Genomic DNA, 20706 nt, shown 5'->3' with positions numbered 1-20706 from the left:
TCAAATACCCCCCTGGGCTTTTTCGGCGCGGCGCTTGTCGCGGTAGGCATACACCTCTTCAAGGCCTTCCTCGATCTTCGCCACCTCACGGTCGAAGTAGGCTTGGGCCTGCGTTTCTTCTTCCGGAGGCAGCTCGCCTGGGCCGGCCAGGCCATTCCAGATCCACTGCATCGCGGCGTCGGCACCCTTCCCTTTCTTCCACTCGACCACAGAGGCGCGCATACCTAGCAGGTAGCGCCCGAACGTTAGGTCGAGTTCCTTGACTTGCATGCGCAGCGCCTCGTTCTCTGCGAGCAGTTCCAGGATCGAAGCTGGGCTGGCGGCGGCGATGAACGCGGCATCGGGCATAGAGCGGCATTGGGCAACGCGATAATCTTCGACATCGTCGTTATGAACTTCGAAGCCGTCCTGGTCCCAATGGCCTTGGCTTGCAGCCCGAGCCATCGCCTTGAGTTGATCCTTGTCGATAGTCATGACGGCTCATTCCCCGCACGCATGGCGCGCAGCTTGTCGCGCCTGATGATTCCGGTGCAGGCTTCCACGCCGTGGTAGCACTGATCTGGCATGCCTTCGTTGAACGTGTAACAGCAATCGGCGCATACCCATGGGCACTCACCGCGAGCTGCCTTATCGGTCCAATCGCGCATCATCCTGTTCATGCCTTCGAGATATTCAGGGAATTCACTCGCTGGCATCTCGGTGACCTTCACGAAGTCGCTCATGCCGCACCCCGCACTGCCTTGTCGTGGGTGTGCAGGCCGTCCCAGTTCTTCTTCATGGGCAGCTCGCCGGCCAGGTACAGCTCGTACAGGCGTACGGCGCCCTTGCGCAGCAGGATCGGCGTGTAGCTGATGAACGCCTCTTTCCCGTGCGGGGTGATCTCCTGCTGGTGCTCGGTCATGTACTTGTCGCGGGCGTAGGCGGCGACGCGGTAGCGGGTACCGGACTTGCTCTCGTTGTAGAGCCAGTTGCGGCCTTCAAGGAAGTGGCCCACCTGCATGACGTTGACCCCATTGAGGCCCTTGCAGAACTGGACCGGGCTCATGCCCTCCTTGAACAGGTTCTCCAGGTGATCGATCTTCTTGGCCTGGGCCTGAACCTCGACGGTCAGCAGCAGCCGCGCCTTCTCGGCGGCCTCCTTCTGCTCGACCTGGTCAGCCCATGCGCGCGCGGCGGCAGCCGGGTTGGTGAAGTCTGGCAGCGCGACGGCGACCTGGGACTCCAGCTCTTGCCAGCGGTCGATAACCCGAGCGCGGTGCTCATCGCTGTAACCGGCTACCACCAGGTGGGTATCCCGCTCAATCAGGTCGTAGACATCGACTGGGCGCCCGCCAGTAGCCTCGCGGCGGCTTTTACGACTTGATCGTAAAAGGTTTTTGGCGAAGAGCCGCTCGATGGTGGCGACCACATCGTTGTGGCGAGCCTCCACCAATTCTGCGATTTCACGCGACGACATCGTGCGCGCCACGAAATCGTGGTTCGCATTTTGTGGCGCGGGCCGGATGAGGGCCTGTACACTTGGGGTCTGTGGATGCATAATTGGTCTCACTTTTATGCGTTGCAGAGAGCCGGGCCGCTATCCCGGCTTTTTTGTGCCCGTGATTCGGGCTTATCAGGGCCTGTTCAGGCCTTGCGCTGGAACGGAAGTACCGTTCCCCTCGCGTTTCGAGGTTTCGTTCGGCTGGCCAGCTCTCGATCAATCAGCTCGGCTGCTAGCGCTTCCGGGGTGATCCCCCGCTTTCGCGCCTCTCGCTCAAGCAACTCCATCGATCCCTGGTCCAGACCGAATTGTTCGGTCGGCATAGGGCCTCCTCGCGGCCTTCAGGCTGCGGTTTGATCGCCGGTATTCTCCGAAGCCAGCGCAGCCAACTGCGCCTCCAGCAGTTCGCGGCACAGCACGGCACGCTGAGTGCGGTGATACGCGGCCAATGCCTGGATCAGGTTGAATGTGTCCTCATCGACCCGGACCTTGATCTCACGGTCATGCAGGTGCTTGGGGTTGGCGTACATGCGGGGATAGCTCCTTGCAGTTGGAAATGGTTAAGCGGCGGATTTCTTGAGCGAGTTGGCCGGGTCGTCCTCGCGTTTCGCGATCAGCGCCCCGCTTGACTCTTTCTCCAAAACGCATTGCATTGGGTAGGAGAACCCGCCTGTCGTACGGCACTGAGAAACGCGGCTGCCGGTAACGCCCAGGGCGTCTCCGATTGCGCGGCCGGTGCCGAAATATTTCAGGGCTTCGTCGTAGGTCATGGGTGTTTCTCCGATGTCTGTTACCGAGTTTAGAGTTCTAAACTGAACAAGGCAAGTTATCTAAACAATGAAGTGTTTAGAATCCTTAATATGGAATTCAAAGACCGCGTCGTAGCGCGCATGAAGGAGCTAAATCTCAGCTCCACCGACCTCGTCAAACTGACTGGCGTGTCCAAGGGAACCGTGAGCTTCTGGATCAACGGAACGAACGGCGCCAAGGGCAAGAACCTGCTCGCCCTGGCGAAAGCACTTGAATGCTCAGCCGAATGGCTGTCGGACGGCACCGGCCAGGCTACTGATCAGTTCTCATCTGCCGGTGCTGCGTCGACTACTGCAGAGTTGGTTGCGCAGATGCTGGCCTCCAAGGCCGGGAAGAACCTCTCCGAAAAAGCGCGCGAGGTGATGATGGCCGCCGCGGCTGAGGCTGACAGTCCGGACCATGGGCAGGAGTATCTGCCTTCCGCCTACTCGAGCCTGAAGCCCACCCAGGAAGAGATCCTGATCCCCCAGTACGACGTTCGGGCAGCCATGGGCCACGGTCAGGTGCCGGCCGACTACAACGAGGCGGTACGCAACCTGGTGGTACGCGAGGAGATCCTGCGCGAAAAAGGCGTCACCTATACCGCCCCCTCGGCACTGGCGATGATCACCGGCTGGGGCCAGAGCATGGAAGGCACGATCAACGACAAGGACCTGGTCATTGTCGATCGCGGGATCAGCGAGTTCATTGGCGAAGGGATCTACGTCATCACCTGGCACCAGGAGCTGTACATCAAGCGCCTGATGCGCCTCGATGAGGACCACTTCCGCCTGATCTCGGACAACAAGCACTACGAGAACCAGACCGCGCGGATCGATGACGTTACGGTGCACGCTAAGGTGCTGCTGATCTGGAACGCAAAGAAGGCGTAGCCATGCCCCTAACCAAGCCCAACCAGCAGTTGCGCCGGGACCTGAAGGATGCTGCCTTCGCCTTGGAGAGCGCCGCACTGGAGATCTTCCACAAGGCCCAAGGTGGTGAGGAAGCCCAGTTCCTGGAGGCGATGAAGCGTGTCGGCGTGCTGCATGAGCTAGCCGATCGGTTGGTGGGGTATGGGGACGAGGTGAAGGCGGGAAGGATTGAGCGAGCTTAGGTAAGGTGGTCACGCGCCGCGAACAACGCAGAAGCCAGGAAAACAAAGACAAGGATTTCACATGCAGGTTGACGCATTCATTGAGCACGACTTCACGCTGCCGTTTGAGATTAGGTACGAAGGCCGTGATGCCGAGCACCACCTGATCGACATGGCGGCTCTCGCTGAATCCCTAGACGGGTTCAGTAGAATTTACGCGGTTGTTGGTCATTTCGTTTCCACTGGCCAATACGCAAAGCAGATGCAGGCCCTGAACGTCAGGGCCTATGCTCAAGAGTCGGAAGCAAAGTGCTTCAATGTCAGCGCGATACTTGATTTCGCTTCATCGGCAGGACTGTTTCAAGGGGTGATGGGAGCAGCGCTTACAGCTATAGTGGCTTACGTGATCCATCGGAGCAGCGGAAACAAGGAAGAGATGAAGCACCTCAAAGACCTGCTTGAGCAGCAGCTAGGTTTCAGCAAGCAAGTCACCGAGCGCATGATGGATACCATTGATCGCTTGGCTGATGGCCTCCGGCCGTCTGTCAAAAAGGCCGTGTCACCAGTAGGTGATACCTGCTCCCGAATCGACCTCTACATGGGCGGTGAGAAACACCAAACTATGGATCAGAGCCTAAAGGATTCTCTTGAGTGCGACGGCGAGAGCCAAGTTCTTCCGGAAAAAATATACGTTGTTGTAATCAGTGAGATGGACCGGATCAAGCGAACTTGCAAAGTTCACCTGGTCGGACACGATACCGAGGAGTCTACCGATGAAGATGGCTCCCCTCGTAGGATTAACGCTGACATTACCGATCCTGCGGCGCTGATCGAGCCAAATGTCTACATGGAGGCGTGGTTCAAATCCTCCAAACTGAACGTGAAGGCTAAGGCGCTTCTCAGAAATGGTCTTATCTCGAAAATGTATATTTCCGACACGGCTTGACGATGTCTCACAAGCTCTGCCTAGCCCGCTCCGGCGGGCTTTTTCATGCCTTCACGCTTTTTTCACGCCCTACCCTGCACAGTGAAGGCTCATCCGATTCCCTACGTTAGCCCGCATAGCAGTGCGGGCTTTTCTTTGCCTGCGCGCTGAAGGAACCCGAATGAAGGCAGCCATATCGTTTCTCGTCCTGAGTGTTCTCCTCGGATACGCCGCTCTAGTTCCTGCGGCGGTCATACCCAAACCATACGGCCTATGGATTTCGATCCCCCTCCTCTTTGCTAGCACCTTTGCCGCTATTGGCCTAACCATGAGAATCGACGAAGGACGGCTGCGCCGCCTGGCTGATGTCGCCGCCGCACTGAACGATGGGAAAGACCTTTTCTTGTCATGGGCGATCTACATGGGGTCGATTACCATCGTTGGTGCAGTCATCGCTCTACTAGCTTGCGCGTGATGATTGAGTGATGGCTCAGGGCCAGAGTGGTAGGATGGCGGCTTAGTTCACAGGGAGGTCGTCATGCTTCGCAAAATCCACCGTTTCCTTCTAGTTGCCGTAGTCGTAGCCCTCGCCGGCTGCGCAGGAACACCATTTACCTTTGGCCAGGCCAGCCAGGTCAAAGTCGGAATGACCGAAGACCAGCTCTACGAGATCATGGGTAACCCCTACATGGTGGTATCCAAGGAAGACGGCCAGTCCTGGGTCTACAGTCATGCAACAGCCTTCAGCGGCGCTAAATCCATTTCTTTCGTGACCAAGGATGGGGTAGTCACTCAAGTCCCGTACATCCCGAAGGACTTCATCGCAAAGCCAAGCCCTGATGAATGACGCCTTATCTCGAAAGCCCGCATACAGCGGGCTTTTTGTTCCGCGCTAGAACGGCGCCGGCTCCTCGATCGCCACGAACTCATCCTGGTTCTGCGCCTGCGGGTCATCATCCGAGAATGCCTCCCAACGCAGCGTAACCGAGGCATCCTCCTCGTTGAACTCCATTTCTATCCCGTCAGTTTCCTTGAGAACCCCCATCACCTCTTCCCACTCCCGGTCACCATCGGTGTCCAGGCGGTGAATCAAGACCCACCTTTGCTGCTGCGCGATCGGGTGGTTGATCATCGATGACACTCGAAGGCCAAGGCGCTCCACGCCCGACATAACCGCTCTCTCCTGCCGCTTCTGGGGCTTTGCCATCTGTCACTCCAATAACTGTATATCCATACAGTGATAGCACAAGATTAGCCGATCTCCTACAGAGCAGGAAGTCTTGACATTGCGTCGCCTGTAATAGCTTCCGTTCGTCTTGACTGTTTAGATATCTAAAATAATTCTTGACGTGATCTGTTTAGTTTTCTAAATTGACCTCAAGCAGTCACTCACCAGGGACTGCGGAGGCCCTCAAGCCTCACCGCTCTTTCACATTGATGGGAACCTCGCGGATCGATCCCGGCAACGGTACAGCGCGAGCAATAAATTCGATCCCCATGCCAGCTCTGGAACTGGTGAACAGACCGCATTGCCTCTACCGGCGACCGGCGATCAGACAGCCCCGAAAGGCTGCCCACGACAGGGACAACCCTGTACGGCTGACGAAGGTGAAACGCCTAAACCGAGAGAACGACCCGGGCATGCAATGCGCCCCGCCACCCCGGCGGTAATGGGACAGAACGATTCACTGAAGCACCTGGGCGACCGGGTGCTTTGGGAATCCACTGGAGGAACACGAAATGGGCTTGGACGTTTCTGCATTTAGCAAACTGGTCGAGGCGCCTGACGCCGAGCGTGATGAACACGGCGACCTGGTCGACTACGACAACTACCGCGACTTCTACTTCAACAAGGACTTCCCAGGCCGCGCCGAGGGCCTGAAAGAGGGCATGACCTACAAGCTTGGCGAGGAAGGCTCTGGCTTGAGCACTGGCTACGGTCGCTACAGCGCATGGCGCGATGAGCTGGCGAAGCTTGCCGGCTACACCCCGGATGCCAGCCCAAGCGACGAATACGAAAAGCGCTTCCCCTACTTCGGAGGCGCGAACAAGGCAGGTGAAGGCCCGTTCTACGAGCAGATCCTGTTCTCGGACTGTGACGGCACCATCGGCCCTGTAGTCAGCACGAAGCTGGCCAAGGACTACGCCGACTTTGCCGAGAAAGCTGAGGCTGTTGGCGGCTACTTCTGGGAAAAGTACCAAGAGTGGAAAGTTGCCTTCGAGGTTGCGGCCGACGGCGGCGCCGTCGTCTTCCACTGAAAATCCGTCAGCCTGACGTTAACTGCCCGATGCCCTGCTCCCCATCGCAGGCTGCATTGGAGTGCAAGTTCGCAGGAAGCATCTGCGCGCGGGGACAGAAGTCGCGGGAGTAGCTGCCCAAGACTACCTGGCCGTGGCCTGCCTGATCACCAGGCCGAGAAAGTCCGACGCAGATAGCGGTTCGATTCCGCTGAGCTTGCACCCCGATGCATCCCGCATCCCCTTCCCTTCACATACGACCGCATCGACAGGTGCCGGGCTTGGCTTTTCACGCCCAGCTTGGTCCCTGGTGCCCGGCACCTGATCAATGCGGTTGGCTACCGAGGATCACCAAATGAGCGGAATGAGCATTTCCGGCCAGATCATGATTCAAGAACCTTCGAGCAGCGGGTTCTCGGCCCATGTCTACCCGACGCGCCTTGATGCGGCCATTCAGTTGCTGCGCGTGGTGATTCGCCGCGCCCCTGACGAGCAGCAGGCCATGTCTCAAATCGAAAATGCCGTAGCCAAGCTGATCAGCGAGGAGCGACATGATTTGGATATGGAAATGGCAACCGAGCGCCGGCGCCGTGGAGAAGAGCCATGAGCAGCTGGATTAAGTGCAGCGACAGACTGCCGGTCAGCGGTTACGTGCTGGCCTACCGACCGTCAGCACCCCATGACAACAAGGTGGCCACGCTGCAGTACGAGTCTCATCGAGAGCGCTTCGGCGGCCAGTATCAGGTAACCCACTGGCAGCCCCTGCCTCCCCCACCCACCAAGTAAACCACCACCTGGAGGCGACCATGGGCGCACTTCAAGCAGCACAACGGCACTACGACAACCAGTTGCCTCCTCCGGTGAGCGAAACGCCGCAGGAGCGCACAGAGCGCCACTGGATCGAGGAAGGCGTCGACCAGCTCATGCGCGGCTCGGACTACCTGTTCCAGCGCCGCATGCGTCCCCAGCAGGGCGTGACCTACGAGCGGTTCGCCTTGGCCGTGGATGAGTTCGCAATGGATCGGCTTGCCCAGTCTCGCAGCAACTCTGCCTTGGGCCACCTGGTGCTGGACGGTCACCGCCGAAATGGCGCAGACGCTCAGATAAGCACGCACAAGCTGCTTTCAGTAGCCGATCCTGACGCCGCATTGCGCCAAATCGCTGCAGAGCTGCTGGCTCCCTTTGCTGAGCAAGGAGTTCTGGCCCAGGCCGAGGAGGCGCAATGAAAAGCCCTCACGTCCTGATCGACGAAGAGCTTGAGGCCATGGCTCACCCTGAGACACCACTGTCCTGGCAGGCCATGGTCCTCAAGCTCCTCACCGAAATGCTGGCCGACCAGCGCATCACCATCGAAGAGTTCAACCACTACTGCGGGCGCCTCAACAAGATCGTTGATGGGCGCAAGGAGGTTGCATGACAACTCCAATCGTGAAAACGCTCATTGACGAGCAGGTCGAAGGCCTGGGAGACGTACTCAAGCTACCGCGCGAAACCCTCGTTTGCGAGCTGGAATGCCCCGTCAAAGGCAGCTGGCAACAACCACCTCGCGACACCAGCGCGCTCATGGAGGGCGACTGGGGCGTTGATCCCCGCGGTCGTTTGGTGGAGCTATGACCAGCTACCAGAAAGCAAAGCGCCTTTACATCTGGCGCGGCTCCTTCTCCATGCTCTTCGCCTGCACCTTCTTCATGCTTGCCAGCGCCCTGGCCGGCAGCATCACTTCCTGAATCACACGCACCCGAGCCCGGCGGGCCCTTAGGGGATAACCGGACCTACCCGGAGCGTAAGCGGCGAGAGCGCGCAACCATCCACCGCAGCCAGGGCCTGGAGCGTACCTCCGTGCCTGGGTGACCTGGCATTTCTCTATTCCAACTGACGGCGCCGGCCTGGCGCGAGGTTTTCTAATGTCCGCAGAACAGAAACTGATCGCGATCGATGAGATCAGCGAGGCGAACGCCCCGGCCATCTACGTGGCCGGCGGCCTGCAGCAATTCATCGACCTGGTGAAGAGTGAGGTACTGGGCGAAGTGCCTGACCTGAAAACCCGCAAGGGCCGCGAGCGCATCGCCAGCCTTGCCGCCAAAGTCAGCAAGTCGAAGACCGCTGTCGAGAAGCCGGGCCGCGACTACCTGCGCCGGCTCAAGGAAATGCCGAAGGTGGTCGAGGCCGAGCTGCGCGAGTTCGTGACCAAAATGGACGCGCTACGGGACGAGACCCGCCGGCCGCTCACCGAGTGGGAAGCTGCCGAGGATGCTCGGATCGACCGCCACAACGACGCAATCAACCGTATGAAGGACCTGGCCGCCGAGCTGGGCGCCTTGGACGCCGAGCAGCTGCAGGCGCGCATTACCGAACTGTCTGCTTTCGTCCTGGGCGATACCTGGGAGGAATTCGAGGCAGAAGCTGCCCGGGCCAAAGAGACTTCGCTGAATGCTGTGCAGGCCGCCCTCGCAGTTCGCCAGAAGTACGACGCCGAACAGGCCGAGCTGGCCCGCCTGCGCCGCGAGGCAGACGAGCGCGCCGAGCAAGACCGCATCCGGGCAGCGCAGGAAGCCGCAGTCGAGCTGGAGCGACAGCGTGTGGCCCAAGAGCAGCAGGCAGCGCGTGAAGCCGCAGCCCGCCGCGAGCAGGAACTGCTTGACCAGGCTGCCGCACAAGAGCGCGAAGCCGAGAACCAGCGCCTGCAGCTCAAGCTGCAAGCCGAACAAGCCGAGCGCGCCCGGATTCAGGCCGAGGCCGACCGCGTTGCGGCCGAGCAGCGAATGGAGCAGGAGCGCCAGGACGCTGCCCGCCGGCAAGAGGAGGCAGCCGAGCAGGCGCGCCAGGACGAACGCCGCCGTGCTGATGCAGCAGCAGCCGAGATCCTCCGGCAGCAAGAGGCCCGCGAACGCGACAAGGCGCACCGGGCCAGCATCAACCGCGCCGCATTGGAGGCCTTCGTTGCCGGCGGCATGACCGAGGAATGCGCCAAGCAGGCAATTACCCTGATCGCCCAGCGCAAGATCCCGAACATCGTTATCACCTACTGAGGAACCGACCATGACCAGCGCAATCATTGTGCCGGAACAGCGCCGCCAGGCAGTGGCTGCGCCTGGCCCCGTCGACAACAGCATCATGGCGGTCATCAGCCGGGCAGCCGCCGATCCAACCTGCGACATCGAGAAGATGGAGCGCCTTCTGGCCATGCATGAGCGCATGCAGGCCAAGACAGCAGAAGCCGCCTTCAACGCCGGCATGGCGCAGATGCAATGCGAAATCCCGACCGTGTTCGAAGCGGCGGTGAATCTGCACACCGGCAACGCCTACGCCACGCTCGACGACATCACCCGGGTGGTCAAGCCGATCATGCAGCGGCACGGCTTCGCGATCACCTTCAAGGTGGAGAACCAGGACAAGTCGATCAGCGTCACCGGCATCCTGATGCACCGCGACGGCCACCGCGAGCAGACAACCATGACCCTGCCGGCCGACATCGGCAAAGGCCGGAACGATGTTCAAGCCGTCGGCTCGTCCACCACCTACGGCAAGCGCTACGTGATGTGCGCCTTGCTGAACATCACAACCGGCGACGTCAGGGACGACGACGCGCAATCGTCGGATGGCTCCGATACGGCGGAAATGCGGGCCCAGGCGCTAAACGACATCCTTGCCCAAGTCGAAGCGGCCGCCACGCCAGAAGAGCTCAAGGATGTATGGCAGGCATCCGTGAAGGTCATGCAGGCGAGCGGTGACAAAGCCGGATACGACGCGGTGAAGATCGCCGTGACTAAGCGGAAAACTGCAATGGAGACTCCCCAATGATCATCGTCAATTGCGCTCAGGGCTCCGCAGAGTGGCACGCAGCGCGTGCAGGCGTCATTACCGCCAGTATGTTTGGCGACGCCAGGGCCCGGCTGAAATCTGGTCCCAACAAAGGCGAGCCCACCGCAAAAGCTCTCGACTACGCATTCAGGCTGGCAGTCGAGCGGATCAGCGGAAAACCGCTGGATAACGGGTTCGAGACCTGGCAAATGAGGCGAGGCCACGAACTCGAACCCGAAGCTCGTATGGAGCATGAAATTCAAACGGGCCTGATCGTCACTCAAGTCGGCCTGGTCAAGACTGACGACGGCGCGTTTGGCGCCAGCGCGGACGGTTTTATCGGCGAGGATGGCGGCAGCGAGTACAAGTGCTTTCTAGCACCCGAGAAGCTGCGGTCCTTCCACATCGACAACGATGCCAGCGAGATCATGGACCAAGTCCAAGGCTGTATGTGGATCACGGGCAGGAAGTGGTGGCACATCGGCCTCTATTGCCCGGATCTGCGCCCCGTCGGCCGCCAGCTCTGGTGGCAGGAATTCAAACGTGACGACAACTACATCGAGAAGCTGGAGGAAGACCTCTGGCAGTTCAAGCTGCTCGTTGACGAATACGAGATCAAGCTGAGGAGCAAAGCAGCATGAGAGGCGTCAACAAAGTCATCCTGGTCGGCACCTGCGGCCAGGATCCCGAGGTCCGCTACCTGCCCAACGGCAACGCGGTCACGAATCTAAGCCTGGCCACCAGCGAATCGTGGAACGACAGGCAAACCGGCCAGAGGGTCGAGAAGACCGAATGGCACCGCGTGGTGCTGTTCGGCAAGGTCGCTGAGATTGCCGGCGAGTACCTGCGCAAGGGCTCCCAGTGTTACATCGAGGGCAAGCTGAAAACCCGCGAATGGGAGAAAGACGGGATCAAACGCTACGCCACAGAGGTGCACGTCGACATCAACGGCACCCTGCAGTTGCTCGGGGGGCGGCCTGACAACCAAGGCGGCGGCCAGCAGCAACAGCAACAACGCCAGCCTCAGCAGCAACGACAGCAACAACGTCAGCAGCCGCAGCGCCAGCAGTACCAACAGCAGCGCCAGGCGCCGCAGCAACAGAACCAGCAAGCAGGGTATGGGCCGGACCCCGAAAGCTTCGACGACGACATCCCGTTCGCCCCGCTCCACCACCTGGCGGGCGCATGATCGCCACCATGTCTCAGCCTGTGCCCGCCGTGAAGTACGCGGCGGCCATGGCCAGGTCCACTGGTCAGCCTTGGGGCGTATACCGAGGAAACAAGCGTCTACTGGTGGTTATGCCGTCTGGCTCGACGAAGAAAACGCCCATTGAGGTGTGCCACCCATGAGACGCATCCAGAAACTCACGCAGCAGCGTCGCCGCCAGCTGCACATACACATGCCGCCCAGCGGAATCATGGAGGTGCCGTATGGCGATGTCACCCAAGGAGCGCGACGCGAAACGCCGCGCCAAAGCCGCCCGGTTGCAGGAAGAAGACCTGCGCTTGAAGGTTCGACCAGGGACTAAACAGGCCCTGCTGGACCTGATGGAGTGGGCCGGGATTGAGGAACAGGGCGAGGCGATGACGCTGATGATTCATCACATCGAAGCGCTCGGGCATCACGCGCTGTTCAGGATCGCGCGCCACGAAATCGAAGCTCACCGATCTGTGGCGCGGACTGAGCCGCTGCGGCTGTCGGCCAGGACGCGAACCGGCCAGCACCTGCGGGCGATTTGCGACTGGGCCGATGCTACATACAGCCAGATGATCGAGGGGCTGATCCATGGCATACACGCCTTGGGCAGGCTGCACGCGGCGAAATTTCTCACCCCGCCGCGCCACGAGATCAGTATATCGCCGCGCCTGGCCCTGGCGTTCGACCGGAAGAGCATGCTGATGATTCAGCAAGACTCCGGTGACGAGATCCTACCGCCTGCCGCTCTTTGCTAGCGACGGTTCTGATGCCAGGTGGCGATAAGGCCGCTAGCGAACTTTCTGCCTTCTTTTTCCGCCCCGTCGACGTCTTCCCAGTTCTTTGGAAGAGGCTGACTGGACTGGCTGAAATTGTCAGGCTTCGCAATTTCGGCGACGTGAACTTTTACGCCTGTCGGAACTACACCGGGCTCAGCCCAAGAGAAAATCAGGGAAACCTGATAATCACCATCTTTGTAGAAAATGTTGCGAGGACGATCTTCACCCATCTTGATTTCTTCCATTTCATATACCCCTGGCCCTATGCCAGTCACCCGTAATACCCCATCCCAAACCAAATTGCCACCATGCCAAAGGTCAGTTGGGTGAGTTCTTTTGAGAGTGGAACGGCGCGAAGATCATGCCGAAAAACCAACCTGCGATCATCGCCAGCCATATTGACTGGTACCCATCGACGCTATAGGCGAGCCAATAGTTGACAGCGGTCACCACGACGAACGCTGAGAAAAATTGCTTACGGGAATACCTGCTCAGGTAAAGGGTTGCTGAGGCATTGAGGTCTTTGAGCTTCTTCACTGCGGTTCATCCTTGAAAAGACCCTGCAATCCTACCCTATCGCCCCATTTTGACACCAGGCCGCATCCGGCTCCTCGGAGGCATGACGCTGCCAACACAAATCAGGAGATCGCGATGAGCAAAGCTCTGAAGCTGGTTTATGGTGTCGGAGCAAACGATGCCGACTACCAGGTCTGCCTTACCGAAACGGTAGGCGGACGTCGACGATCCATATGGACCTGCCCGTTCTACAAGGCATGGACTGGAATGCTGGAGCGCTGCTACAGCGAGAAGTTTCAGATCAGAAACCCCACCTATCACGACTGCTCGGCGTCCAGCGACTGGTTCATCTTTTCGTCATTCAAGGCATGGATGTCCACGCAAGATCATGAAGGCAAGCACCTGGACAAAGATCTGCTTGTGCCAGGCAACAAGGTGTATTCACCGAACACTTGTGCATTTATCCCGCCTGACCTGAACCGATTCATGGTCGATAGCCAGGCGATACGGGGCGACCTGCCAATCGGAGTTTCCTGGCACAAGGCGCGGCAGAGGTTCGTGGCTCAGTGCAGGAACCCCTTCACCGGTCGTCACGAGTTTCTCGGCTATCACGCCAGCGCCTCCGAAGCGCACCAGGCGTGGCGAGAGCACAAGCACCGGATTGCAATTGCCTACGCCGAGACGCAGTCGGATCCTCGTATCGCCGCCGCACTACGGACTCGATACGCCGCCTGACCCTCCGGCGCTGCCCGCCAGTGCCTTCCCCTATTCAACGATAACGCCTCCCCGGCGAGGGCGGCGATTGCGCGCGTTATGCGAATAGCGGTTTGATCAAACCAACTACCCAATCGCCGAATCCGTTTACCATTGTCCCAAGTATCAGAAGGCTGATCTCAACATTCCGTACACGCTCGACCCTGCGCTGAATGTATGTCCGGAAAACCTCTTCAGTTTTGTTTCTGACGCCCTGTAGGAGTCGCTCTTTGAATGATGCATCTAAAGGCCCTCCCCAGAATTTCTCCCAAGCATCCTCAAGTTGCTTCAATTGCTCAGGCTCATGCTTCTTCCTGAAGTCTTCAATTTGCTGCTGAAGAATATCCTTCAGCTTGAAGGCTGCGACTGCCACGCCAACAACGATGATCAATGAGCCGCACCGATTGAGCCAGACGGCCTCCTTGGTGAAGCCGGCCCAGACACCTACTCCCAAAACGGTGGCCGACAGCCCCACTGAGATCCTTTCTAGCCAAGTAGTTCGCAACACTTACCCCCTCATGAACGAGCCGTAGCTCAAAAGCCGGCATTACATCATCACGCGGTGCATTGAGGTATCCCCATGCCCACAGAAAACCGATCCAGCAACACAGAGATGGTCAGCTTCCCCCGCGAGCTGTCCGATGAACTAGCGGAACTGATCGCCACCCGCGCCCGTGTATGCGGAGGCGGTGCCTTCGATATCTGGGAGGCCATTTGCGAGGGTTTCGCAGCGCCATCCCCGCAGCCCCACCCCGAGCCTATAGCCTGGATGGTTGGTACTGCCTTCTGGTGGACCAAAGAAGAGGCAGAACGGGATGCGGCGGCGACTGGGCTGCCGATTGTTGGCCTGGGGCCGATGACCGGCGCTGCGCCTGCAGAGCAGCACCAGGGCGAGCCGGTGGCGTGGAGAGGGCTAAATGAGCTTGGCGAGGTCGTCACCGACTGGATTGACGGATTTCCGCCATCGAGCATGGTGGACTTGTGCGGAAATCCGGCCAGCTTTGCCAGTATCGAGCTGGCCTACACCCACACCGCCCCTGGCGAGGTTGAGCGGCTGCGCACGATGCTTGATCAAACCGATGCAGACCTGCGCTCAGTTACGGCAGATCGCGACACTCTGCGCGCTGAGACTGATCGGCTGCGCCAAGAGGTTGCATCGATAGACAAGAAGCTCAGGGGAAATGTGAGTGATCCAGATCCGCTCAAACCCATCATGCCAGGCGCCCTGAGCATAACGACGACCTACGGCCTTGTGGCCGGCATCGTCCGCGAGCGTGACCAGTTGAAGAAGGCCTTGGAGCGCCAGCCTTCCTAAGAAAGAGCACATTTGTACTCCTTGCTGTAACCCCTCTCCCCTCTATTCACTGCCGCGATATGGCGGCCAAGGAGCAACCGTGCGCCTCAAGAAAGCTGAGCGTGAGCAGGTCCGCATGAAGTACGGCGGCCGCTGCGCCTACTGCGGCAACGAACTCGGCCAGCGCTGGCACGCCGACCACCTCGCCCCGGTGATTCGCCTACCTGACGACCGGGTGGCCGAGCAGCTGCAGAACCACAACCTGGCCAACATGATGCCTGCCTGCGCCCCCTGCAACCTGAGCAAGCACCGTATGCAGCTGGAGGACTGGCGCCGCTGGCTGGCCGGGCACGTCAACAGCCTCAACCAATACCACCCCATCTACCGCCTGGCCAAAGCCTACGGCTTGATCGCCGAGACTGGTGCCGAGGTCGTTTTCCACTTCGAAAAGGTGCAAAGAGATGCCATCGAAAACCTATCCGCTTGAGGTGCAAAGCGTCGGTAGCGACACCTACATCGCAATGAGCAAGGGTCACCACGACCTCGAAGTGTTCATGGCTGAAGCCGTGAAGGAGTGCCCGGGATGGTTCTTGGGCGGGCCGCAGCACAAATGGTGCAAGACGGTACCGGATCGTTCGGGTGAGTTTGCGCACCGCTACGTGTTCGTCGACGAAGGCACGCCAGGCGCATGGCCAGCGACCTACTGCTGGGAGTTCGGCGAGGACTACAAGCGCTACAACGCCGAGGTGCAGCCATGACCCGCCTCGCCCTCTGCCTCCTGCTGCTGGCCACTGGCGCCAGCGCAGACCCACGCGAAACAAGAGGAATGCCCTACGTGTTCCAGGTGTTTCACGACGACCAGCGTGCAGTGACGTGCTGGTCCTACTCGGGCGGCCTGAGCTGCATCCCCGACAGCCAGCTGCAGGCCGGCAACCAGCGCCAGCTCTCCCCGCACGAAACACAACCCGAACCTACACCCGCACTGGCGCCTGGGCGCTGGATTGATGAGAGGTATCAGCTGTGAGCGAAGCGAAGACAGTGCAGCAGCAGTTCGAGGCTTGGCACCGAAACACCTTGAGGGTACTTCAAGGAACCGGGCAGGTCAGCGCGGCACGGAAGATGATCGACCACAAGGACCTGATGCAAGTCGTCTGGGAGGAGTCCCGGGCCGAAGCGGTCGTGCAGTTCCCGATGCGCACGCCATATGTGGAGTACCCCGTTGACGTTGAAGGGGGTGAGTTCAACTACATCCGATACTTGGATGACCTCAAGAAGAACATCACGGCTCTCGGCCTGGGTATTGAGGTGTCGACATGACCGACATGATCGAAGTGAAGACGGCAGACTTGACCGGCGAGGCGCTGGGGTGGGCCGTCGGCAAGGCGGAGGGCCTGGACGTGTTCCTGGCCCCGCCAGAGTACGGCAACCCATGGCGCGTGTTCGCTCGCTACAGCTACACGGTGACCGAGCACACCAAGCGGTACAACCCTTGGGAAAACTGGGCGCTGGGTGGACCGCTGATTGATCGTCTCCGAATAGACCTATCTGCGCCTCCGGCCATTGACCTCAACAACGAAATTGGATGGCAGGCCAGGCCTGATGACGGGATGACGTTCTGGCATTCAGGAACCACAGCACTGATCGCCACCTGTCGCGCCATCGTTGCCGCAAAGCTCGGCGATACCGTCCAGGTGCCGAAGGAGCTGAGGCCATGTTCTTGATCCCGCTCGCAGCACCACTACTCATGGCCTACCTGATCTACAGGGGGCCGCGATGACCGAGATGAGCAAGATCTACCCGCATATGACAGAGAAGGAGGAACAGGAGTACTTCCGGAAATTGCTCGAAGAGGACGAGCGCCAGCGTATCGCCCAGTTCGCCTTGCTCAAGGCTGAAGATCACCACACCCACTGCCGCGACTGCGGACGGTTCGTCGACAAGGGCCGCTGGCTGCTCAAGGCCTCGGCATGGGCGCAGCGCGGCCAGCGCCCACTGTGCGCGCCCTGCTTCGCCGAATACGACTTCGACTACTAACCCCTCCCCCTACAACTCAAGCCCGCCGACATGCGCGGGCGAGGATGACCTATGTCCGCAACAGAACGATTCCACCACACCGCGAATGACTGCCTTGAGCGCCTGGCGGCAGATCTCTGGCCTGACGCCAAGCTGGCCCTGGTCATCTACACCCCGAACAAGCCTGAGCTCGACATCGTGCTCAAGGACAGCGGCCTGAACGTCGACGAGGTGATCAATACGCTGCGCCGGCGCGGCGGCCTCAGTCTTGACGGCGAGAACGTCTACAAGCGCTCGGTCTGTGACGTCATCATCGGCGCCCTCGCCACGGGCAAGCAGAACAGCAACCCACCGCCAGTCGGCCACTGGGGTCAGGAATTTTGGGATATCGGCCGGGCCGAGGGAGCGCTGCAGGAAGAACTGGTTCAGGCCCTCCGCCTAGCTCGCAAAGAGCTGGACGCCTGCCAGAGGGTGATCCACTACGCCGGCGGCTTCGATCCAGCTTACGTGGATGATGCCCGGGCCGCGATCAAGATCACCGACGCAGTGTTGGCCAAGACCCCAGCCTGACCACCAACCTGCCGCCACCGGCGGCGTGGAGACCATCATGCATTTAAAAAGGAAGAAGCCAGGCGATGAACACGCCAGGCTCGGAGAGGCAGTTGCCCAGGAAATGGACAAGGTAACGGAGGAAAAGATGGCCGAACTGCTGGGGATCACGCTGCGAGCGCTTCAGACCCGGCGCCAGCGCGGGAAAATCCCTGAAGGCGTCTGGAACAAGAACGGCCGCAACATCATGTACAGCAGATGGAGATATGAGGAATGGCTCGAAAGCCTGTGGGTCTGCCCCCTGGAATTGAAATCCGAGGAGACTCGCTCCGAATCCGTTTCACTTGGAACGGTGAGCGTCGCGGGGAAACCCTCGCCCATCCCCCGACGGCGCAGGGCATCCGCGCAGCCAGCCGTGTACGTGATCAAGTAGTAAACCTGATCCGCCACGGCCTGCTGGACGACGAGAAGTATGCCGAGCTATTCCCGGGCTCGGAGGTGGCCCGCCGGACGGCGGAGTCCATCCCGAGCCTGGGCGCCTACACCCAGATGTGGCTGGATAGCCGCCACATCGTCGAAGGCACCCGTAACAACTACAAGAGCGTGTTCAACATCTACTGGATGCCATACCTCGGCCTACGCCGGATAGACATGATCACGCCGACCATGCTTCGTGGGGTCATTTCGCAGATCCAGTGGACCTCAGTTGGCGTCAAGCGGAATGCGATCATCAAGCTGTCCAGCGTTTTCAAAACAGCGGTCCTCGATGGTTTGATCGCCAAGAACCCCACCACCTCGCTCGATAAGCCAAAGGCCGTCAAGAAAGTCGTAGACCCTTACACCAGGGCGGAAGCAGAGGCGATAATCTCCCACCTGTATGCGACGCTTCAGAAATACTCGCAGATCTACGCAGCGTTCTTCGAGTTTTGCTTCTTCACTGGGGTCCGCCCTGGCGAAGCAATGGGTCTGAAATGGGAGGATATCGACGTTGATCAGCGCTCCGCGACGGTTCGCCGGATCATCGTCAACCGTGCGCCCCAGGAACGTACGAAAACCAAGCATCATCGGGTGGTCCTGTTGAACGAGCGCGCATTGAACGCCATCAACCAGGCCCAGCGAATGGCTACCCTTCGTCGAATGGCGTCCAAGTCGGCCCACCCGACTAGTCCCTTCGTGTTCCAACCTAGCAAAGGTGGGCTGTGGATCAACGAGCCAAGTGTTACAATCCGCCACTTCAAATCGGCGCTGAAGGCGCTGAACATCCGTGAACGCCGTCAGTACGACACCCGCCACACCTACGCAACCATGTGCCTGATGTCTGGGATGAACCCCGCGTTCATCGCGAGCCAGCTTGGCCACAGCGTCGAGATGTTGCTCTCTACCTACGCGAAATGGATCAGCTCCTCCTCGGACTGGAGGGAGCTGGAGAAGCTGCCGCCCCGAGTCGAATTGGCCCAAAATTGGCCCAAAACTGACGAGAGGGCCTAAATACACCTCTGGAACCCCCGCAGGACAAGCACTTGATTTCTACCGCTAACATCACCATGCAGTTCGGCTCCAAGCCACTGTTCGAAAACGTTTCCGTCAAATTCAACAACGGCAACCGCTACGGCCTGATCGGCGCCAACGGTTGCGGCAAGTCGACCTTCATGAAAATCCTCGGCGGTGACCTGGAGCCGTCCGCAGGCCAGGTCATGCTCGAGCCGAATACCCGCCTGGGCAAGCTGCGCCAGGACCAGTTCGCCTACGAGGAATTCACCGTGATCGACACGGTGATCATGGGCCACGGCCAGCTGTGGAAAGTCAAAGCCGAGCGTGACCGTATCTACTCGCTGCCGGAAATGACCGAAGAAGACGGCATGGCCGTCGCCGAGCTGGAAACCGAATTCGCCGAAATGGACGGCTACACCGCCGAGTCCCGCGCCGGTGAACTGCTGCTGGGCCTGGGTATTCCGCTGGACCAGCACTTCGGCCCGATGAGCGAAGTGGCACCGGGCTGGAAGCTGCGTGTACTGCTGGCCCAGGCGCTGTTCTCGGACCCGGACGTGTTGCTGCTCGACGAACCGACCAACCACCTGGACATCAACACCATCCGCTGGCTCGAAACGATCCTCACGGCGCGTAACAGCACCATGATCATCATTTCCCACGACCGGCACTTCCTCAACAGCGTCTGCACCCACATGGCTGACCTGGATTACGGTGAGCTGCGCCTGTTCCCGGGCAACTATGACGAGTACATGACCGCAGCCACCCAGTCGCGTGAGCAGCTGCTGTCGGACAACGCCAAGAAGAAAGCCCAGATCGCCGAGCTGCAAACCTTCGTCAGCCGCTTCTCGGCCAACGCCTCCAAAGCCAAGCAGGCCACTTCACGTGCCAAGCAGATCGACAAGATCCAGCTGGCCGAGGTCAAGCCGTCCAGCCGCGTCAGCCCGTTCATTCGCTTCGAACAGACGAAAAAACTGCACCGCCAGGCCGTAGTCGTCGAGAAAATGGCCAAAGCCTTCGACGACAAGGTGCTGTTCAAGAACTTCGACATCACCGTCGAAGCGGGCGAGCGCGTTGCGATCATCGGCCCCAACGGTATTGGCAAGACCACCCTGCTGCGCACCCTGGTCGGCGAGATGACCCCGGATGCCGGTTCGGTAAAGTGGACCGACAGCGCCGAAGTGGGCTACTACGCCCAGGACCACGCCCACGACTTCGAAGACGACATGAGCCTGTTCGACTGGATGGGCCAGTGGACCTCTGGGGAGCAGGTGATCCGCGGCACCCTGGGGCGCATGCTGTTCTCCAACGACGAGATCCTCAAGTCGGTGAAGGTGATTTCCGGTGGTGAACAAGGTCGCATGCTGTTCGGCAAGCTGATCCTGCAGAAGCCGAACGTGCTGGTGATGGACGAGCCGACCAACCACCTGGACATGGAATCGATCGAAGCGCTGAACCTGGCGCTGGAAAACTACCCGGGTACCCTGCTGTTCGTCAGCCACGACCGTGAGTTCGTGTCGTCGCTGGCCACGCGCATCATCGAGCTGTCGGCCGATGGTGTGGTGGACTTCAGCGGTACTTACGATGACTACCTGCGTAGCCAGGGTGTGCTGGTCTGATTGAAGGCCAAGGCCTGGCCACCTTGTGTGGCTGGGCCTCTTCGCGGGCTTGCCCGCGAAGCCCCCTCCCACCAACTGACACTACCCGACGAATAATTCGTTAGCCTGCTTTCTTTTCCTTCGCGCACCAGCCATGATGGGTCCACGCCCAACCGCCCGCCCGCGAAAGAGCCC

At 59.8% G+C, this 20706-nt stretch carries 37 protein-coding genes; 27 read left to right on the top strand and 10 right to left on the bottom strand.

Annotated features, from left to right (window positions below):
* The 6 genes from ACF8EA_RS08325 to ACF8EA_RS08300 form a co-directional block, all read right to left on the bottom strand.
* Window positions 1-474 carry an ead/Ea22-like family protein gene (locus ACF8EA_RS08325; RefSeq protein WP_392521533.1) on the bottom strand — a complete coding sequence of 158 codons (474 nt, stop codon included), beginning with the start codon at window positions 472-474 and terminating at the stop codon, window positions 1-3.
* Entirely contained in the window at window positions 471-722 is a 252-nt protein-coding gene (locus ACF8EA_RS08320) for a hypothetical protein (protein WP_392521531.1), read from the bottom strand. The genes ACF8EA_RS08325 and ACF8EA_RS08320 overlap by 4 nt, the downstream gene beginning before the upstream one ends.
* Complete coding sequence (locus ACF8EA_RS08315; RefSeq protein WP_392521530.1) at window positions 719-1537, bottom strand: Rha family transcriptional regulator; 819 nt, start codon at window positions 1535-1537, stop codon at window positions 719-721. Before ACF8EA_RS08315 ends, ACF8EA_RS08320 begins: the two co-directional genes overlap by 4 nt.
* 86 nt (window positions 1538-1623) lie before the next feature.
* Window positions 1624-1803, bottom strand: a complete 180-nt coding sequence (locus tag ACF8EA_RS08310; protein WP_084850610.1) for a hypothetical protein — start codon at window positions 1801-1803, stop codon at window positions 1624-1626.
* A gap of 18 nt (window positions 1804-1821) precedes the next feature.
* Window positions 1822-2010, bottom strand: a complete 189-nt coding sequence (locus tag ACF8EA_RS08305) for a hypothetical protein (RefSeq protein ID WP_004573832.1) — start codon at window positions 2008-2010, stop codon at window positions 1822-1824.
* Between the two features lie 30 nt (window positions 2011-2040).
* Window positions 2041-2250: a hypothetical protein gene (locus ACF8EA_RS08300; RefSeq protein ID WP_084850611.1), complete on the bottom strand. Its 210-nt coding sequence runs from the start codon at window positions 2248-2250 to the stop codon at window positions 2041-2043.
* Window positions 2251-2340: 90 nt separating this feature from the next.
* Between ACF8EA_RS08300 and ACF8EA_RS08295 the strand changes: the two genes are divergently transcribed.
* The 5 genes from ACF8EA_RS08295 to bamE all read left to right on the top strand — a co-directional run bounded on the left by ACF8EA_RS08295 (window position 2341) and on the right by bamE (window position 5134).
* Window positions 2341-3162, top strand: coding sequence for a S24 family peptidase (locus ACF8EA_RS08295; protein WP_392519489.1), 822 nt, complete (start codon window positions 2341-2343; stop codon window positions 3160-3162).
* Window positions 3163-3164: 2 nt separating this feature from the next.
* Window positions 3165-3383: a hypothetical protein gene (locus tag ACF8EA_RS08290; protein ID WP_392521528.1), complete on the top strand. Its 219-nt coding sequence runs from the start codon at window positions 3165-3167 to the stop codon at window positions 3381-3383.
* A gap of 61 nt (window positions 3384-3444) precedes the next feature.
* Window positions 3445-4308: a hypothetical protein gene (locus ACF8EA_RS08285; RefSeq protein ID WP_020193005.1), complete on the top strand. Its 864-nt coding sequence runs from the start codon at window positions 3445-3447 to the stop codon at window positions 4306-4308.
* Window positions 4309-4468: 160 nt separating this feature from the next.
* Window positions 4469-4762 carry a hypothetical protein gene (locus ACF8EA_RS08280; RefSeq protein WP_392519491.1) on the top strand — a complete coding sequence of 98 codons (294 nt, stop codon included), beginning with the start codon at window positions 4469-4471 and terminating at the stop codon, window positions 4760-4762.
* Window positions 4763-4825: 63 nt separating this feature from the next.
* Window positions 4826-5134, top strand: coding sequence for an outer membrane protein assembly factor BamE (gene bamE / locus ACF8EA_RS08275; protein WP_392519492.1), 309 nt, complete (start codon window positions 4826-4828; stop codon window positions 5132-5134).
* A gap of 45 nt (window positions 5135-5179) precedes the next feature.
* Here the strand turns inward: bamE and ACF8EA_RS08270 are convergent, their stop codons facing one another.
* Entirely contained in the window at window positions 5180-5494 is a 315-nt protein-coding gene (locus ACF8EA_RS08270) for a DUF1654 domain-containing protein (protein WP_392521526.1), read from the bottom strand.
* Between the two features lie 533 nt (window positions 5495-6027).
* On the opposite strand from ACF8EA_RS08270, the gene ACF8EA_RS08265 reads away from it, so the two are divergent.
* The 11 genes from ACF8EA_RS08265 (at window position 6028) to ACF8EA_RS08215 (ending at window position 12279) form a co-directional block, all read left to right on the top strand.
* Window positions 6028-6546 carry a hypothetical protein gene (locus ACF8EA_RS08265; protein ID WP_392521524.1) on the top strand — a complete coding sequence of 173 codons (519 nt, stop codon included), beginning with the start codon at window positions 6028-6030 and terminating at the stop codon, window positions 6544-6546.
* A 334-nt stretch (window positions 6547-6880) separates the two neighbouring features.
* Complete coding sequence (locus tag ACF8EA_RS08260; RefSeq protein ID WP_392521523.1) at window positions 6881-7132, top strand: hypothetical protein; 252 nt, start codon at window positions 6881-6883, stop codon at window positions 7130-7132.
* Window positions 7129-7311, top strand: a complete 183-nt coding sequence (locus ACF8EA_RS08255) for a DUF551 domain-containing protein (RefSeq protein WP_392521521.1) — start codon at window positions 7129-7131, stop codon at window positions 7309-7311. Before ACF8EA_RS08260 ends, ACF8EA_RS08255 begins: the two co-directional genes overlap by 4 nt.
* 20 nt (window positions 7312-7331) lie before the next feature.
* On the top strand, window positions 7332-7751 hold the full coding sequence (locus ACF8EA_RS08250) for a hypothetical protein (protein ID WP_392521519.1): 420 nt from the start codon (window positions 7332-7334) through the stop codon (window positions 7749-7751).
* On the top strand, window positions 7748-7942 hold the full coding sequence (locus ACF8EA_RS08245; protein WP_014859727.1) for a hypothetical protein: 195 nt from the start codon (window positions 7748-7750) through the stop codon (window positions 7940-7942). Before ACF8EA_RS08250 ends, ACF8EA_RS08245 begins: the two co-directional genes overlap by 4 nt.
* Complete coding sequence (locus ACF8EA_RS08240; protein WP_392521518.1) at window positions 7939-8139, top strand: hypothetical protein; 201 nt, start codon at window positions 7939-7941, stop codon at window positions 8137-8139. Before ACF8EA_RS08245 ends, ACF8EA_RS08240 begins: the two co-directional genes overlap by 4 nt.
* Window positions 8140-8429: 290 nt before the next feature.
* Window positions 8430-9554 (top strand): hypothetical protein, encoded by a 1125-nt coding sequence (locus ACF8EA_RS08235; RefSeq protein WP_392521516.1) that lies wholly within the window; start codon window positions 8430-8432, stop codon window positions 9552-9554.
* A 10-nt stretch (window positions 9555-9564) separates the two neighbouring features.
* On the top strand, window positions 9565-10326 hold the full coding sequence (locus ACF8EA_RS08230) for an ERF family protein (protein ID WP_392521515.1): 762 nt from the start codon (window positions 9565-9567) through the stop codon (window positions 10324-10326).
* Window positions 10323-10967, top strand: coding sequence for a lambda exonuclease family protein (locus ACF8EA_RS08225; RefSeq protein WP_392521513.1), 645 nt, complete (start codon window positions 10323-10325; stop codon window positions 10965-10967). Before ACF8EA_RS08230 ends, ACF8EA_RS08225 begins: the two co-directional genes overlap by 4 nt.
* Window positions 10964-11515: a single-stranded DNA-binding protein gene (locus tag ACF8EA_RS08220; protein ID WP_392521512.1), complete on the top strand. Its 552-nt coding sequence runs from the start codon at window positions 10964-10966 to the stop codon at window positions 11513-11515. Before ACF8EA_RS08225 ends, ACF8EA_RS08220 begins: the two co-directional genes overlap by 4 nt.
* 242 nt (window positions 11516-11757) lie before the next feature.
* A complete protein-coding gene (locus ACF8EA_RS08215; protein ID WP_392521511.1) occupies window positions 11758-12279 on the top strand; it encodes a hypothetical protein in 522 nt (173 codons plus the stop codon).
* Here ACF8EA_RS08215 and ACF8EA_RS08210 read toward each other — a convergent pair.
* Entirely contained in the window at window positions 12276-12545 is a 270-nt protein-coding gene (locus tag ACF8EA_RS08210) for a hypothetical protein (protein ID WP_392521509.1), read from the bottom strand. The two genes, ACF8EA_RS08215 and ACF8EA_RS08210, sit on opposite strands and share 4 nt — an antisense overlap.
* 73 nt (window positions 12546-12618) lie before the next feature.
* Window positions 12619-12837, bottom strand: coding sequence for a hypothetical protein (locus tag ACF8EA_RS08205; RefSeq protein ID WP_392521508.1), 219 nt, complete (start codon window positions 12835-12837; stop codon window positions 12619-12621).
* Window positions 12838-12951: 114 nt separating this feature from the next.
* Here ACF8EA_RS08205 and ACF8EA_RS08200 point away from each other — a divergent pair, with 114 nt between their 5' ends.
* Entirely contained in the window at window positions 12952-13551 is a 600-nt protein-coding gene (locus ACF8EA_RS08200) for a hypothetical protein (RefSeq protein WP_392521506.1), read from the top strand.
* Window positions 13552-13627: 76 nt separating this feature from the next.
* Here the strand turns inward: ACF8EA_RS08200 and ACF8EA_RS08195 are convergent, their stop codons facing one another.
* Window positions 13628-14044 (bottom strand): hypothetical protein, encoded by a 417-nt coding sequence (locus ACF8EA_RS08195; protein ID WP_392521505.1) that lies wholly within the window; start codon window positions 14042-14044, stop codon window positions 13628-13630.
* A 105-nt stretch (window positions 14045-14149) separates the two neighbouring features.
* Here ACF8EA_RS08195 and ACF8EA_RS08190 point away from each other — a divergent pair, with 105 nt between their 5' ends.
* The 10 genes from ACF8EA_RS08190 to ACF8EA_RS08145 all read left to right on the top strand — a co-directional run bounded on the left by ACF8EA_RS08190 (window position 14150) and on the right by ACF8EA_RS08145 (window position 20532).
* Complete coding sequence (locus tag ACF8EA_RS08190; RefSeq protein WP_392521504.1) at window positions 14150-14884, top strand: hypothetical protein; 735 nt, start codon at window positions 14150-14152, stop codon at window positions 14882-14884.
* 79 nt (window positions 14885-14963) lie between these two features.
* The gene (locus tag ACF8EA_RS08185; RefSeq protein WP_392521502.1) at window positions 14964-15350 is read left to right on the top strand and encodes an HNH endonuclease; all 387 of its coding nucleotides are present in this window, start codon (window positions 14964-14966) and stop codon (window positions 15348-15350) included.
* Entirely contained in the window at window positions 15325-15621 is a 297-nt protein-coding gene (locus tag ACF8EA_RS08180; RefSeq protein WP_392521500.1) for a hypothetical protein, read from the top strand. The genes ACF8EA_RS08185 and ACF8EA_RS08180 overlap by 26 nt, the downstream gene beginning before the upstream one ends.
* Window positions 15618-15887: a hypothetical protein gene (locus ACF8EA_RS08175; RefSeq protein WP_392513863.1), complete on the top strand. Its 270-nt coding sequence runs from the start codon at window positions 15618-15620 to the stop codon at window positions 15885-15887. The genes ACF8EA_RS08180 and ACF8EA_RS08175 overlap by 4 nt, the downstream gene beginning before the upstream one ends.
* Entirely contained in the window at window positions 15884-16180 is a 297-nt protein-coding gene (locus ACF8EA_RS08170) for a hypothetical protein (protein WP_392521498.1), read from the top strand. The genes ACF8EA_RS08175 and ACF8EA_RS08170 overlap by 4 nt, the downstream gene beginning before the upstream one ends.
* Complete coding sequence (locus ACF8EA_RS08165) at window positions 16177-16584, top strand: DUF2591 domain-containing protein (protein ID WP_392521496.1); 408 nt, start codon at window positions 16177-16179, stop codon at window positions 16582-16584. The genes ACF8EA_RS08170 and ACF8EA_RS08165 overlap by 4 nt, the downstream gene beginning before the upstream one ends.
* A 52-nt stretch (window positions 16585-16636) precedes the next feature.
* Entirely contained in the window at window positions 16637-16897 is a 261-nt protein-coding gene (locus ACF8EA_RS08160; protein WP_392521495.1) for a hypothetical protein, read from the top strand.
* Between the two features lie 51 nt (window positions 16898-16948).
* Window positions 16949-17446 carry a hypothetical protein gene (locus ACF8EA_RS08155; protein WP_392521493.1) on the top strand — a complete coding sequence of 166 codons (498 nt, stop codon included), beginning with the start codon at window positions 16949-16951 and terminating at the stop codon, window positions 17444-17446.
* Window positions 17447-17698: 252 nt separating this feature from the next.
* The gene (locus ACF8EA_RS08150) at window positions 17699-18913 is read left to right on the top strand and encodes a tyrosine-type recombinase/integrase (RefSeq protein WP_101196649.1); all 1215 of its coding nucleotides are present in this window, start codon (window positions 17699-17701) and stop codon (window positions 18911-18913) included.
* Between the two features lie 32 nt (window positions 18914-18945).
* Window positions 18946-20532, top strand: coding sequence for an ABC-F family ATPase (locus ACF8EA_RS08145; protein WP_003248141.1), 1587 nt, complete (start codon window positions 18946-18948; stop codon window positions 20530-20532).
* Window positions 20533-20706: the final 174 nt, after the last annotated feature.

This window comes from Pseudomonas sp. YQ_5 (genome assembly GCF_043103305.1).
In the GTDB taxonomy this organism is placed as follows: Bacteria; Pseudomonadota; Gammaproteobacteria; order Pseudomonadales; family Pseudomonadaceae; genus Aquipseudomonas; species Aquipseudomonas putida_Y.
The sequence above is the reverse complement of the archived record's forward strand: the minus strand, read 5'-3'. Positions and strand labels throughout refer to the sequence as shown.